This is a genomic window from Streptomyces sp. SS8, assembly GCF_054072955.1.
Map to the genome: position 1 here is coordinate 376,575 of NZ_JBSVCZ010000001.1, position 13,580 is coordinate 390,154.

General features: G+C 73.4%; 12 protein-coding genes. 4 read left to right on the top strand and 8 right to left on the bottom strand.

The genetic code is table 11. The annotated features are described in order from the left end of the window. Window positions 1-176 precede the first annotated feature (176 nt). Window positions 177-1,511 (top strand): nicotinate phosphoribosyltransferase, encoded by a 1,335-nt coding sequence (locus ACW69E_RS01620; protein WP_457496348.1) that lies wholly within the window; start codon window positions 177-179, stop codon window positions 1,509-1,511. A gap of 166 nt (window positions 1,512-1,677) precedes the next feature. After that, window positions 1,678-2,271, top strand: a complete 594-nt coding sequence (locus ACW69E_RS01625) for an isochorismatase family protein (RefSeq protein ID WP_457496349.1) — start codon at window positions 1,678-1,680, stop codon at window positions 2,269-2,271. Window positions 2,272-2,322: 51 nt separating this feature from the next. On the opposite strand, the gene ACW69E_RS01630 is transcribed toward ACW69E_RS01625, so the two are convergent. Together ACW69E_RS01630 and ACW69E_RS01635 are read right to left on the bottom strand one after the other, a co-directional pair. Next, window positions 2,323-2,670, bottom strand: coding sequence for a hypothetical protein (locus ACW69E_RS01630; protein ID WP_457496402.1), 348 nt, complete (start codon window positions 2,668-2,670; stop codon window positions 2,323-2,325). Window positions 2,671-2,851: 181 nt separating this feature from the next. Then, window positions 2,852-5,227: an immune inhibitor A domain-containing protein gene (locus ACW69E_RS01635; RefSeq protein WP_457496350.1), complete on the bottom strand. Its 2,376-nt coding sequence runs from the start codon at window positions 5,225-5,227 to the stop codon at window positions 2,852-2,854. 355 nt (window positions 5,228-5,582) lie between these two features. Here ACW69E_RS01635 and ACW69E_RS01640 point away from each other — a divergent pair, with 355 nt between their 5' ends. Further along, the gene (locus tag ACW69E_RS01640) at window positions 5,583-5,858 is read left to right on the top strand and encodes a hypothetical protein (RefSeq protein WP_457496351.1); all 276 of its coding nucleotides are present in this window, start codon (window positions 5,583-5,585) and stop codon (window positions 5,856-5,858) included. Window positions 5,859-6,070: 212 nt separating this feature from the next. On the opposite strand, the gene ACW69E_RS01645 is transcribed toward ACW69E_RS01640, so the two are convergent. Together ACW69E_RS01645 and ACW69E_RS01650 are read right to left on the bottom strand one after the other, a co-directional pair. Continuing rightward, window positions 6,071-7,720, bottom strand: coding sequence for an RDD family protein (locus ACW69E_RS01645; protein WP_457496352.1), 1,650 nt, complete (start codon window positions 7,718-7,720; stop codon window positions 6,071-6,073). Window positions 7,721-7,915: 195 nt separating this feature from the next. Then, entirely contained in the window at window positions 7,916-8,401 is a 486-nt protein-coding gene (locus ACW69E_RS01650) for an Lrp/AsnC family transcriptional regulator (RefSeq protein ID WP_457496353.1), read from the bottom strand. Window positions 8,402-8,524: 123 nt separating this feature from the next. Between ACW69E_RS01650 and hppD the strand changes: the two genes are divergently transcribed. Continuing rightward, window positions 8,525-9,667 (top strand): 4-hydroxyphenylpyruvate dioxygenase, encoded by a 1,143-nt coding sequence (gene hppD, locus ACW69E_RS01655; protein WP_457496354.1) that lies wholly within the window; start codon window positions 8,525-8,527, stop codon window positions 9,665-9,667. Between the two features lie 121 nt (window positions 9,668-9,788). On the opposite strand, the gene ACW69E_RS01660 is transcribed toward hppD, so the two are convergent. From ACW69E_RS01660 to ACW69E_RS01675, 4 genes are all read right to left on the bottom strand, one after another. Continuing rightward, window positions 9,789-10,364 (bottom strand): RDD family protein, encoded by a 576-nt coding sequence (locus ACW69E_RS01660; RefSeq protein WP_457496355.1) that lies wholly within the window; start codon window positions 10,362-10,364, stop codon window positions 9,789-9,791. Between the two features lie 70 nt (window positions 10,365-10,434). Beyond that, window positions 10,435-11,625, bottom strand: coding sequence for a S8 family peptidase (locus ACW69E_RS01665; RefSeq protein ID WP_457496356.1), 1,191 nt, complete (start codon window positions 11,623-11,625; stop codon window positions 10,435-10,437). 269 nt (window positions 11,626-11,894) lie between these two features. Beyond that, window positions 11,895-12,707 carry a S16 family serine protease gene (locus tag ACW69E_RS01670; RefSeq protein ID WP_457496357.1) on the bottom strand — a complete coding sequence of 271 codons (813 nt, stop codon included), beginning with the start codon at window positions 12,705-12,707 and terminating at the stop codon, window positions 11,895-11,897. Between the two features lie 85 nt (window positions 12,708-12,792). Next, complete coding sequence (locus ACW69E_RS01675) at window positions 12,793-13,437, bottom strand: IclR family transcriptional regulator (RefSeq protein ID WP_237877610.1); 645 nt, start codon at window positions 13,435-13,437, stop codon at window positions 12,793-12,795. Window positions 13,438-13,580 lie beyond the last annotated feature (143 nt).

Sequence of the window (13,580 nt, forward strand, 5' to 3'; positions counted from 1 at the left end):
GGGCGGCCGCACGGCCGCGGCGGCAGACGGTGTCGTCCGGTGTGTGTCGTCGCTCACGGTTCCCATGCTGCCACTGCGACCGGGCGGCGGTGCAAACGGGGGTTCCGCGGACCGCGGGGCGTCCCCCCGGAACCGAATATCGTCAAAGTGACGAGATTGGGGGTAGCATCCGTTCCATGAACACCGCAGACCTGGGCCTGCCGGTCGCCGTGCCGTCCACCGCCCTCTTCACCGACCACTACGAACTCACCATGGTGCAGGCGGCGTTGCGCGGCGGGACCGCCGACCGGCGCTCCGTCTTCGAGGTCTTCGCCCGCCGCCTGCCCGAGGGCCGCCGCTACGGCGTGGTGGCGGGCACCGGAAGGGTCCTGGACGCGGTGGCCAACTTCCGCTTCGAGCCGGAGATCCTGGAGTTCCTGCGCGAGCGGGACGTGGTGGACGAGCCCACCCTGGACTGGCTGGCCGGCTACCGCTTCCGCGGCGACATCAGCGGCTACCCGGAGGGCGAGGTCTACTTCCCCGGCTCGCCGGTCATGCGGGTGGAGGGCACCTTCGCCGAGTGCGTGCTGCTGGAGACGGTGATCCTGTCGATCCTCAACCACGACTCGGCCGTGGCCGCCGCCGCGTCCCGGATGGCCGTGGCGGCCCGGGGGCGCCCGCTGATCGAGATGGGCGCGCGCCGCACCCACGAGCTGTCGGCCGTGGCCGCGGCCCGGGCGGCGTACGTCGGCGGCTTCTCCACCACATCCGACCTGGCCGCCGGCTTCCGCTACGGCATCCCCACCGCCGGCACCAGCGCCCACGCCTTCACCCTGCTGCACGACACCGAGCGGGACGCCTTCACCGCCCAGGTGGAGTCCATGGGCAGCGGCACCACGCTCCTGGTGGACACCTACGACGTGGCCGAGGCCGTCCGCACCGCCGTGGAGGTGGCGGGCACCGGGCTGGGCGCGGTGCGCATCGACTCCGGCGACCTGCTGCTGCTCGCCCACCGGGTGCGGCAGCAGCTCGACGAGCTGGGGGCACGGGACACCAGGATCGTCGTGACCAGCGATCTGGACGAGTACGCCATCGCCTCGCTGGCCGCCGCCCCGGTGGACGCCTACGGGGTGGGCACCCAGCTGGTCACCGGCAGCGGGCACCCCACGGCCTCGATGGTCTACAAGCTGGTGGCCCGCGCCGACTCCTCCGGGCCCGGCGCGCCGCTGCGCCCGGTGGCGAAGAAGTCCATGGGCGGGAAGCTGTCGGTCGGGGGCGTGAAGTGGGCCGCCCGGCGGCCGGACGCGGACGGCGTGGCCGAGGCCGAGGTCGTCGGCACCGGCGAGGTGCCCGCGCACCTGGCGGAGCACCTGCTGACGGTGGACCTGGTCCGCGGCGGCGAGATCGTGGCGCGCGAGCGGCTGGACGCGGCCCGCGAGCGGCACCTGCGGGCCCTCGACGGGCTGCCGCTGTCGGCGACGCAGCTCTCGCGCGGCGAGCCGGTCCTGCCCACCGAGTACGCCGGGGGGTGAGGCGCGGCACCCACGTACTCCCGCGGCGGACGCCGAGTGTCTAAGGTCGGACACGTCCCCGCCCCCGTCCCCGTCCCCCGCGGACCGCGCCGGCCGTGGTCCGCGACCCGTCACGGCAGCGGCCGGTCCAGCCGGCCGCGGCCACTCCAGCCGAAAGGTGTGCACCATGCACCGGGCCCTGATCGTCGTAGACGTCCAGAACGACTTCTGTGAGGGCGGCAGCCTCGCGGTGGCGGGGGGTGCCGACGTGGCCGCGGCCATCACCGACCTCGTCGGGCAGAGCACCGCCGGATACCGCCACGTGGTGGCCACCCGCGACCACCACGTCTCCCCCGGCGACCACTTCTCCGACCACCCCGACTTCCGCCACTCCTGGCCCGCGCACTGCGTGGCCGGGACCGAGGGCGTGGGCTTCCACCCGAACTTCGCCCCGGCCGTCGCCTCCGGCTCGATCGACGCGGTCTTCGACAAGGGCGCGTACGCCGCCGCCTACAGCGGCTTCGAGGGGAAGGACGAGAACGGCGTCCCGCTCGCCGACTGGCTGCGCTCCCGTGATGTGACGGAGGTGGATGTGGTGGGCATCGCCACCGACCACTGCGTGCGCGCCACCGCGCTGGACGCGGCCCGCGAGGGCTTCCGCACCCGGGTGCTGCTCGGCATGACGGCCGGAGTGGCGGCGCCGACCACCGGGCTGGCGCTGGAGGAGATGCGCGGAGCGGGTGTGGAGCTGTCGGGCGAGCCCGTGGTCCGCACCTCCTGAGCCCGGCGCCCCGGCGTCCCGGTCGGGCGCCGGGGCCCTCACGCCGGCCGCTCAGCCCGCCGCGGCGCGGCGCAGGGCTCCTACGGGCCGCCAGAAGCCGCCCTCCGCGTGTGCCCCCTCGCCCGCCGGCGCGCCGGCGGCGTGCTGCGGGGCCGGGCGCCAGACCAGGCCGTCGGGGTGGTGCAGTACCGCGCTGATCTCGTCGGGTGTGGGCGGCTCGGTGTTGCCGCGCAGGTAGACCGCGCGCAGGCCGAGGTTCCTCAGCCGGGTCAGGGCGCGGGCGCGGTTGGCCGCGTGCACCAGGAAGCGGGCACGCTGCCCGGCGTGCCCCGGCCGGGGCACGGAGAGCGCCACGACCACGCTGCCGTCCGGCAGCCTGGTCCAGCCACCGCCTGCCATCTTCACCACTCCCCCGTTATACACCACGTCAACAACGGCGACCCGCCCTCGGGCGGTACGCGCATTCTCAGCACGATCGGCCGCCGCCCGCTAGGGGGCGACGGCCGATCGTTCACTGCCTCACCACGGCGACCTGCGAGAACGCAGCGCCAACCGGTGTCATGCGGTTGTCATGCAGATGTCACTTGGTGGAGGGTCCGACCCGGACGGTCATCGTCTTGCCGTTGAGCGGCTGGTGGACGATCGAGATGCGGGTGTTGGTGTCGGGCACCTTCACACTCGCGGTCGGGTTGGACTCGTCCCAGTACGTACCCTTGCGGTCGTCGAAGTACGGCTTGCCCAGCTTCCAGCTGACCTTGGCGGCCTCGCCGTTCTTGTGCAGGGTCATGCCGCGCGTCGGGTACCAGCTGAAGGTGGAGTCGTACGACTGGATGCGGTTGCGCATCAGCGTCCCGTCGGCCCACTTCTCGGCCTTGGGGTGGGCGTCGATCGGGAGGACCAGACCCTCACCCGGGTGGGCGCTGGTGTTGTTGTCCAGCTGCGAGGTGTCCCACAGCCAGATCAGCAGGCCCTTCTGGTACGCGTAGCGCTCGACCCAGTCCGGGCGGCTGTCCAGCCAGCCGAAGTTGTACGGGCCGGTCTTCAGCGTCTTGTCGTACGAGACGTACTGACGGTTCTCGGCGATGTAGAACTGCGGGTAGGAGTTGGTGAACGAGCCCCCGATGCGGGAGAAGCCGCTCGCCGTCCACCCGTTGTCGTCGCCCTCGGCGCCGTCGGTGACGATCGCCTGGCCGTCGGCGGTGATGGTGATCTCGTCGGCGGTGAAGCCCTTCTCCGCCACACCGCCGTCGGTGCGGTAGTGGAAGCGGAGGTCGACCTTCTTGCCGGCGTAGGCGTCCAGCGGGAAGGAGAGGTCCTCCCAGCCGCCGGAGAAGCCGTCGAGGGCGGGGGCGCCGGAGGCGTCCTTGCCGAGCGGCTCGCCGTTGCGGGTGCCGTCCAGGGCGGTCCAGGTGGCGCCGCCGTCGGTGGAGACCTGGGTGTAGAGGTAGTCGTAGCCTTCCTCGATCTCCCACCAGCCCTTGAGGTCGAGCGACGCGGAGGAGGCCCCGGTCAGGTCGACGGTACGGGTCAGGGAGTTGCGCAGGTCGTCACCGCTGCCGCTCCACCACTGCTTCTCGCCCGCCGCGGGCTCGACGACCTCGGTCGTGACCTCCTTCTCGGGGAGCTCCACGATCAGCGCCTGCGGGTTCTTGCCCTGGTGGGCGGAGACGCCCAGCTTGTGGGTGGACCTGGTGGCGGCCTTGGCCGTCTCGTAGTCCAGCCAGCCCAGGGACAGCTTGTCCCAGGCGGTCATCTCGCCGGCCCAGTCACCGATGGCGTCCGTGCCGTTGTTCAGCCAGGAACCGGACGACATCAGGGTCCAGAAGGCGGTGGAGTTCTCGCCGCCGGCGGTGTCGTACAGGTCCGGCAGGCCGAGGTCGTGACCGTACTCGTGGGCGAAGACGCCCAGGCCGCCGTTCTCGGGCTGCACGGTGTAGTCGCCGACCCAGATGCCGGTGTCGCCGATCTCGGTGCCGCCGGCCTTGTTGAACTCGGGACCGGTCCTGCCGTAGTCGGTGCCGTAGGCGTACCAGCGGTGGGCCCAGATGGCGTCCTCGCCCTGCTCGCCTCCGCCGGCCGACTCGTCCTCGCCGGCGTGGACGAACTGGAAGTGGTCCAGGTAGCCGTCGGGCTCGTTGAAGTCGCCGTCACCGTCGAAGTCGTAGCGGTCCCACTGGTCGTACTCGGCCAGCTGGGCCTTGATCTCCTCGGTGGTGCTGCCGGCGGCCTTCTGGTCGGCGACCCACTGGTTCACACCGTCGCGGACGGCGTCCCAGACGGTGTTGCAGGTGCTCTGGCCACAGGCGTTGTTGCCGTAGCGGGCCTCGTTGTAGTCGACCTTGACCCAGTCGGAGACCATGCCGTCGACGGAGTACTTACCGGAGGACTGGGTCTCGTAGTACGTCTTGAGCGAGCCCTCGCCGTCTCCGAAGTAGATCTCCTCGAAGTGCTCCTGGCTGAAGTCCTCCTTCCACAGGGTGGTGTTGTCCTGCTTGCGGTCGGGCTCGGCGATCTGGTTGTGCAGCGGACCGGGGGTCCCGCCGAACCTGGGGTCGATCTTGTCACCGAACTCCAGCAGGATGGTGAAGATCTTGTCGGTCTTGGTCTGCTCCACCTCGACGTACTTGTCGTCGCCGAGCTTCATGACCTTGGAGCCGTTCTTGGTCACGGGCTTCTGGCCGGAGGCGAGCCGCTCGAGGGCCGCGAGGCGCTGGGAGCGCTGCTTCTTGGTGAGCGGGCCGGGCAGGTCGTGGTCGACGTGCTTGCCGTCCTTGCCCTTGCCGTGCTTGTGCCCGTCCTTGGCGTGGTCGCCGTGCTCCGCGGCGGCCGGGTCGCGGCCGTCGGGTGCGGTGCCCTCGTGGGCGTAGGCGGTTCCGGCGGTCAGAAAGGTCGCCCCTATGACGGCGACCGTCGTGGCCAGGGCGGCGGATCTGATCGTCCTCCGTTGGCTCTTCACTAGGTATTGCCCTCCCCATGCATGGCCATGGCACGTGTGTGCACACGTGTGGAGGCATTCGACATGAGCGGCGGCCGAAAAAACAGCCCTTGATTTGAACACGCCACGCAAGTACGTTGTCCGGCTAGCCAGTTGCGGAGTCCGGAGACCGGACGGTAGCGGTCGATGAGGGTACGGCCACGGCGTGACTCCGTGCGCCCCCCGTGCATCGGCGTGTCGGTGGCGGTGGACCGGTTCGCGCTTACCCGCGACTGTGTACGGGCATCCGGCATCGTAGAGTCGTTCGACGGACCACGTTCGCCGTCCGGCGGCCTCGCCCCCGGTCAACCACCGATCCCGGAGGACGGATTCCGTCATGCCGCGTCCGAATCCCGCACAGCTCGCCTACGGTTCGGCCACCGTCGTCATCTCGGCTCTCGCCATGCTGCTGGTGTCGCAGGCACGTTCGGGAGCCGGGATCGCGGTCGTCGCGAGTGCGGCACTCGCGCTCGGGCTGCTCGTCGCGGTCAGGGTGCCCGGCCGCCGCGCCTCAGGGGCCCCGCGCCCGGCGACCGGCGCGGTGCCCGCGCAGCGCGGCGCGGAGAGCGCCGACGGCGGCCGGCGCCTGGCGGAGACCTCCTCGCGCCGCTGATCCGGCCGGTGCTCGGGCCACCGGGCCCCGCGCACCCGCCCTACGGCCGTCTTCCCCGCCGGGCGTTCCGCCCGCACCGCCCTCCTTGAGGCGGTGCGGCCTCCGTATCCGGCACGGCCTCCGTGTTCTCATGCTCCGAGTCGACCGCGCCGGGGCGTACCCCGCATCAGGGGCGGGCCGTTCGGGGGACCCGGGCGCTTCGGGCCCGGGCGTCACCCGAGCGGGCCGGGCTCCTCGGTGCCGCGCGCCACGAAGGTGCGCGCCGCCTTGTCGTGCCAGCACTGCCGCCACGGCCGGTCGAACAGGCACCACAGGACGTTCACCACTCCGACGCCCAGCGGCGCCAGCAGCCCGTACACCAGCCAGCGGCGCAGCGCGGCGCCGAAGGAGGGGGTGTCCTGCTCCTCGATGTCGAGCACCCGGACGCCGAACAGCTTCTTGCCGAGTGTGCGGCCCCACCTGGCGGTGGGCAGCACCTCGTAGAGGAGGCCGAACACCAGCAGGGCACCGAGCACGATCGCCAGGTAGACGCCGGTGGTGCCGTCGACCAGCCAGATCTGCCTTGTCTCACCGGCCTGTTCGGCCGCCTCCACCTGCTCGCGGAAGTGCTCGGCGCTGGGACCGGCGAACGGGAGGGCCACCGCCGCGGCCACCGCCGCGGTGAGGACGCCGTCCACCACACGGGCGCCCAGCCGGCGTCCGAGCCCGGCGGGGCGGGCCTGCCGCCGGGCGGCCCGCAGGAAGGGGTCGTCGGCCGGAGGGCGCCAGGGCACGACCTGCTCCGGTCCGCCGGGCCGCCCGGCCGGCGACTGCTGCTGCGGTACGGCGGGGGCGGAAGCGTGCGGTGCGGGGGTGTGCGGTGCGGGGGCCGCTCCGGCGGACGCGGGGGCGCGCTGGGCCAGTTCGTGCACCTGCCGTGTCCAGGAGGGCTGCCCGGAGGCGGGGCCGGCGGGCGGGACGGGAGCGGCGGGGCCCGCCGGACCGGCGGCGGGCGCCGCGGGCGCGGGCACCGCGGGCGCGGGTACGGCGGACGCTCCCCGCGCCGGTGGGGGCACGGCTCCCGTCCCGGGCACCTGCGTACGCCGCAGCCCCACGGTGTCCCCGGGCCCGACGGTCCGTCCGCCCGCCGCCGGGGCGGTGCCCTCCGGACGTACGGGCCGCATCCGCACGGTGCCGTCGTCGCGCGGCTGCGCGTTCCCGCCGTCCACCGGCCCGGCGGCGTCGGCGCGGCCGGGGCCGCCTCGCGGGTCCGGGGCCGGGCCCGGTCCCAGCGCCTGCGGGGCACGGCCCGCGCCCAGCGCCGGGGCGGCCGGGGCCGCTCCCCCGCCCGGACCACCCGGACCAACCGGACCGCCCGTGCCCCAGGAGACGCGGCCGTCCCGCTCTCCGTCGAAGCCCGTCTGCCGGGCGGCGTCGGCCTGCCAGGCGGACGCGGGCTCGGGCCCGCCGTGCGGCCGGGAGGGGTCTCTCCAGGCGGCCGCCCGCTCCCCCGGGCGGATCTCCACCTCGCCGCGCCCGCGCAGTTGCGGCAGGGAGTCGCCCGGAGCGGGGGCGGGGATGCCGGCCCGGCCCCCGGCGCCGGCGCTCTCCTCCTCGTCCAGGAAGACCGGTCCCGTCTCCTCCTGCGGGGACTCGGCCGGCGCCGGGGAGCCGGTCGCGGGGGCGGCGGGCGGGGACGGGGCCTGTACCGCCGCTCCCGGGGGCGCGGCGGGCATCGGTTCACCCTCCCGGGGTTCGGGGCGGCTCGTTCCCGGCACCCACGCGGCGCCGTTCCAGTAGCGGATGTACCCCGGAATGGACGGATCGGGGTAGTAGCCCGGGCCCGGGCTGCCGCTGGCGGATGCTGACGGAGGGGCGCTCATGTGTCCGGTCCCGTATCTGCTCGGCCGTCGCTGTGGCGTGTGCCGCTCCCCGTCCGGCGACGCGGGCCGGAGAGCGCTGGCTCCACATCTACCAGAGACGGGGCGCCCCTCGCCCCGGCCATCGGCCACCCCACCCCCATCCAGCGACACCGAACACCCTCTCGTCTCCCGCGCGCCCTGGCCGGTGACAGGCCGTCAGGGCGCGGACCGTCCGGCGTCCCTGGCCGCCTGGCGCACCAGCGGGACGATCCGCAGCGGCACCGGGTTCTCCATGACGATGGCCGTGGAGGCCCGCACGATGCCCTCGAACCCGACCACCTTGTCGATCACCCGCTGGAGGTCGGCGTTGGAGCGGGCCACCAGGCGGCAGAGCATGTCGCCGCGGCCGGTGATGGTGTGCAGCTCCAGCACCTCCGGGACGGTCGCCAGATGCGCCCGTACGTCGCGGCCCTGCCCCTGCCGGATCTCCAGCGTGGCGAAGGCGGTGACCGGGTAGCCGATGGCCGCGGGGTCGACGTCGGGTCCGAAGCCGCGGATCACCCCGCCGCCCTGCAGCCGGTCCAGCCGCGCCTGCACGGTGCCCCGGGCCACCCCCAGGCGGCGGGACGCCTCCAGCACGCCGATGCGCGGCTCGGCGGCGAGCAGCTCCAGCAGCCGGCCGTCCAGCTCATCGATGCCCATGGCCTGCCTCCCTGGTGGTCATCCTGTACAGATCGCCCGGGCTGACGGGGTAGTCACTGTACAGATTGCTCAGTGTTCGCAGGAACTATTGCGCACCTTGTGGAACAGCGGGAGCCTGCGGCCATGACTGAGACCATGCACAACGCCCCCAGCACCGCCCGGCAGGCCGATCCCTTCCCGGTGAAGGGGATGGACGCGGTCGTCTTCGCCGTGGGCAACGCCAAGCAGGCCGCGCACTACTACTCCACGGCCTTCGGCATGAAGCTCGTGGCCTACTCCGGCCCCGAGACCGGCAACCGCGAGACCGCCTCCTACGTCCTGGAGTCGGGCTCCGCCCGCTTCGTCCTCACGTCAGTCATCAAGCCGGCCACCGAGCGCGGCCGGTTCCTCGCCGAGCACGTCGCCGCGCACGGCGACGGCGTGATCGACCTGGCCATCGAGGTGCCGGACGCGCGGGCCGCGTACGCCTACGCGATCGAGCACGGCGCCACCGGCCTGGAGGAGCCCCACGAGGTCAAGGACGAGCACGGCACCGTGGTGCTGGCCGCCATCGCCACCTACGGCGAGACCCGCCACACCCTGGTGGAGCGCTCCGGCTACGACGGCCCCTACCTGCCCGGTTTCACCGCGGCGAAGCCGATCACCGAGCCCGGCCCCCGCTTCTTCCAGGCCATCGACCACTGCGTCGGCAACGTCGAGCTGGGGAAGATGGACGAGTGGGTGGCCTTCTACAACAAGGTCATGGGCTTCACCAACATGAAGGAGTTCGTGGGCGACGACATCGCCACCGAGTACTCCGCGCTGATGTCCAAGGTCGTGGCCGACGGGAAGCGCAAGGTGAAGTTCCCGCTCAACGAGCCCGCGATCGCGAAGAAGAAGTCGCAGATCGACGAGTACCTGGAGTTCTACGGCGGCCCGGGCGTACAGCACATCGCGCTCGCCACCAACGACATCGTCGCCACCGTGCGGGCCATGCGCGCCGCCGGTGTGGAGTTCCTGGACACCCCCGACTCCTACTACGACACCCTGGGCGAGTGGGTCGGCGAGACCCGGGTGCCGATCGAGGAGCTGCGCGAGCTGAAGATCCTCGCCGACCGCGACGAGGACGGCTACCTGCTGCAGATCTTCACCAAGCCGGTCCAGGACCGTCCGACGGTGTTCTTCGAGATGATCGAGCGCCACGGCTCCATGGGCTTCGGCAAGGGCAACTTCAAGGCCCTGTTCGAGGCCATCGAGCGCGAGCAGGAGCGGCGCGGCAACCTCTGAGCCGCCGCCTTCCGCTCCCCGTGCCGCGCGCGGCGCGCGCACATCCCCGCGGCCCCGCCTTCCTGACGGCGGGGCCGCGGCCCGTCCCCGGGCGCGGCCCCGCGCCTCGCCGCCGGACCCGTCACCTGGTGCGGACCACCACGGTGCGCACGATCTTGTCGTGCAGCCCCTGGTGGAAGGGCTTGTCCCAGGTGCACCACAGGTAGGCGAGCGGCACGCACATCGCGTTGTTGATCAGCCCGGCCATCAGATGGCGTCCCAGCGCGGCTCCGAAGCCCACCTGCTCGCCGGTCTCGATGCGCGCCACCTTCAGCCCGCACAGCCGCTTCCCCACGGTGCCGCCGGTGGCGGTGAGGGCGGGGTCGTAGAGGAGGAAGGCGAACAGGAGCGAGAAGACGATGCCGGTGATCGCCAGCCCCTCCGTCACCCCCTCGGGGTCGGTGTCCAGGTGTATGGCGCACGGCACGGTGATTCCGGCCACGATCGCCGCCATGACCAGTGCGTCCACCAGCTTCGCCAGGAAGCGCCTGCCCAGCGGGGCCACCAGCTCCGGCGGCGGGCCCGGCAGCGGCGGCGGCGCGTACGCGTACGGCGGGGGCGCGTAGGCGTACGGCCCGGAGGGGCCGGGCTGTCCGAAGGGGTCGTGCGGGGCTGTGTGAGGGGGCGTGTGGGGAGGCGGAGGCGTCGGGTGGCTCATGGCCGGTATCCAAGCAGCGCCCGCACCCGCCGCCAAACCGCCCCCCGCCCCACGGGTAGTTGACGCTCCGTCAGTCCGCGACCTGCAGGAGCCGGTCGGGGGAGAGCAGGTTGCCGCTGATCCGGTTGCGGGCCGCGGCCGAGACCAGCGCGTCCGAGACCTGGGCCGGGGTGGCCGAGGGGTTCTCGGCGAGGTGGAGCGCGGCGGCGCCGGCCACGTGCGGGGTGGCCATCGAGGTGCCGGAGATGGTGTTGGCCGCCGAGTCGCCGGTGTTCCAGGCGGAGGTGATCGAGGAGCCGGGGGCCAGGATGTCCACGCCCAGGCCGTAGTTGGAGTAGGTCGCCATCGCGTCGCCGCTGTCGGTGGCGCCCACGGTGATGGCCTCGGAGACCCGGGCGGGCGAGTGCAGGAACACCGGCGCGCTGGAGTTGCCCGCCGCGACGGCGTAGGTGACGCCGGAGGCGATGGAGTTGCGCACGGCGGTGTCGATCGCGGGGTCGATCAGGCCGCCCAGGCTCATGTTCGCCACCGCGGGCTTGCGCGCGTTCTTCGTGACCCACTCGATGCCGGCCACGACCTGCGAGGTGGTGCCGGCACCGCTGTCGTCCAGGACGCGGACGGCGACGATGTCGGCCTCCTTGGCCACGCCGTAGGAGGATCCGGCCAGGGTGCCCGCCACATGGGTGCCGTGCCCGTGGCCGTCGCCGGCGGTGGTGTCGCCGTCGACGGCGTCGTAGCCGTAGGAGGCGCGCCCGCCGAAGTCGGCGTGGCTGATGCGGACGCCGGTGTCGATGACGTACGCGGTGACCCCGCGGCCGGCCGCGTCCGGGTGGTCGTAGACGTCGTCGAGCGGCAGGTCGGGCTGGTCGATGCGGTCCAGGCCCCAGGAGGGCGGATCGGTCTGGGTGGAGGCGATGGTCACCTCGCGGTCCGGGGCCACGGACGCGACGGAGGGGTCGTCCGCCAGGCGCGCGGCCTCGGCCGGGGTCATCCGGGCCGAGAAGCCGTTGAGCACGGTGGTGAAGGTGCGGCCGAGCGCGGCTCCGTAGCGCTCGGCCAGGTCCTTGTTCCGGTCCTTCGCGGAGGTCGGGGTCAGGGCGCCCGGCGCGCCCTTGAGTATGACCATGTAGCCGGCCTCCTGCCGGGACTGCTGCGCGGCGCCGGCCGGTGCCGCGCAGCCGAGCCCCAGGGCCGCGGCGACCACGGCCGCGGCCAGGCCCATCGCCGTACGGCCGCGGGCCGTTCTCCTCACTGCCTTCACGCGGGATCCTCCTCGTCGTCGGGAAAGGCCTGCGCGGACCCGCAGACCGGCGGGCCGTCCTCCGCGCTCCCGCCGTGAGGAGGGTCACTTACCGACGAGTAAGGAACAAGATCGCCGGGGGAATCTCCACGCCGGCTCCGCACACCGTCACCGCGGCTCCCCGCGCACGGCGCCCACCGTCCCGGTTCGGGCGGAATCTTCGCAGGCCGGCGGCGTCCGCGGCGGGTTCCGCACGCGGGTGGGAGGGGCTTCGCGCCGGCTCCCCGGACTCAGCAGCCCGGTACGCGGCCGCCGTCCCGCAGCGCCCTCAACGCGTCCAGCGCGCCCTCCAGGGTGGTGACGGGCACCAGGCGCAGGTCCTCGGGGAGTTCGGTTCGCGCGTCGTCGCACTCCGCCTCGGGGACCAGGAAGACGGTGGCGCCGTCGCGCGCCGCCGCCTGCGTCTTGAGCGGGACGCCGCCGACCGGTCCGACCTCGCCGCGTGCGGTGATGGTGCCGGTGCCGGCGATCGTACGGCCGCCGGTGAGGTCGCCGTCGTCGATCTCGTCGACGACTCCGAGGGCGAACACCAGTCCGGCGCTGGGGCCACCGACGTCCGCGAGCCGCAGCTCCACCTCCACCTCGTCCTCGGACATGCCCAGCTGGCGCAGCGCGGCCGTCACCGCCTCCGTCTGCGACTGCTCCATCTGGGCGGTGGTGTGCTCCTCGATCTCCTCGGCGTCGTCGCCGACCGGGTAGACCGAGTCGCGCGGCATCACCGCGCGTTCGGTGTCGAACCAGGCGTCCACCACGTCGGCCAGCCGCACGGTCGTGTCCGGCGCCGTGGCCGCGATGGTGGTCGCCAGCAGCCGCCCCTGCGACCCGTCCGCCCCGGGGTCGCCGCCGCCGGGGTCCCCGGCCCCGTCGACGGTGATGACCTGCCTGCCCCGGTACTCGCCCAGGACGTCCGCGGTGATCCCGGGCTGGGCGACCGAGAACGGCAGCGGAGCGAGCGCGGCGACCGCGAACAGCGCCGCGACGAGCGTCCCGCAGATCGCGAGGACCAGGGCACGGGAGGACACACGGGAGGACAGAGCCGGCATGGAGGTGAATCTAGTTCACCGCCGCTCCGCGTGCGCCGGCCGGGCGGTGCGGCCGGGCGGTTCCGGCGTCCCGGGGCCGGGCGCGCTAGCGGAGGAAGTCGGCGACCTCCTGCGCCGCCTGCACCACGCGGGGCCCCACCTTCTGCGGCACCGACTCCGACAGCATCACCACGCCGACGCTGCCCTCGATCCCGTTCACCCCCAGCAGCGGTGCGGCGGCGCCGCAGGCCCCGGCCTCCAGCTCGCCGCGGGTCAGGACGTAGCCGTCCTCCAGGTCCCGGTCCGGGCGGCGGCCGGCGAGGATCGCGCGACCCGCCGCGCCCTTGTCGAGCGGGTGGCGGAAGCCGGTGCGGTAGGCGACGTGGTAGTCGGTCCAGGTCGGCTCGACGACCGCGACGGCCAGGGCCTCGTTGCCGTCGACCAGCGTCAGGTGCGCGGTGGCGCCCACGTCCTCGGCCAGCGCCCGCAGCGCCGGCAGGGCCGCCTCGCGCACCAGCGGATGGACCTGCCGTCCCAGCCGCAGCACCCCGAGCCCGACGCGGGCCCGGCCGCCCAGGTCCCGGCGCACCAGGGAATGCTGTTCCAGTGTGGCGAGCAGGCGGTAGACGACCGTCCGGTTGACCCCGAGCTTGCTGGAGAGCTCGGTGACGGTCAGGCCGTGGTCGGTGTCGGCGAGCAGTTTGAGGACGCGCAGTCCCCGGTCGAGCGTCTGAGATGTCTCCGCGGTCACGACGCCCCCTCCTCGGTTGTGTGCCGACGACTTGCCCCGGGAGATGCGCCGCCGGTCCCGTCGGCGGCGCGCGTGCTGTCCCCGGCGAGCCGCCGGTCGCTTGGCGGGCCGCACCGGCTGCGCTCCGAGGCGGCGCTGCCACG

Excerpts from the sequence above, each read along its gene's own strand:
- ACW69E_RS01620 (WP_457496348.1), top strand. The coding sequence starts at position 177 with ATGAACACCGCAGACCTGGGCCTGCCGGTCGCCGTGCCGTCCACCGCC.
- ACW69E_RS01625 (WP_457496349.1), top strand. The coding sequence starts at position 1,678 with ATGCACCGGGCCCTGATCGTCGTAGACGTCCAGAACGACTTCTGTGAG.
- ACW69E_RS01630 (WP_457496402.1), bottom strand. The coding sequence starts at position 2,670 with ATGGCAGGCGGTGGCTGGACCAGGCTGCCGGACGGCAGCGTGGTCGTG.
- ACW69E_RS01640 (WP_457496351.1), top strand. The coding sequence starts at position 5,583 with ATGCCGCGTCCGAATCCCGCACAGCTCGCCTACGGTTCGGCCACCGTC.
- ACW69E_RS01645 (WP_457496352.1), bottom strand. The coding sequence starts at position 7,720 with ATGAGCGCCCCTCCGTCAGCATCCGCCAGCGGCAGCCCGGGCCCGGGC.
- ACW69E_RS01650 (WP_457496353.1), bottom strand. The coding sequence starts at position 8,401 with ATGGGCATCGATGAGCTGGACGGCCGGCTGCTGGAGCTGCTCGCCGCC.
- hppD (WP_457496354.1), top strand. The coding sequence starts at position 8,525 with ATGACTGAGACCATGCACAACGCCCCCAGCACCGCCCGGCAGGCCGAT.
- ACW69E_RS01660 (WP_457496355.1), bottom strand. The coding sequence starts at position 10,364 with ATGAGCCACCCGACGCCTCCGCCTCCCCACACGCCCCCTCACACAGCC.
- ACW69E_RS01670 (WP_457496357.1), bottom strand. The coding sequence starts at position 12,707 with ATGCCGGCTCTGTCCTCCCGTGTGTCCTCCCGTGCCCTGGTCCTCGCG.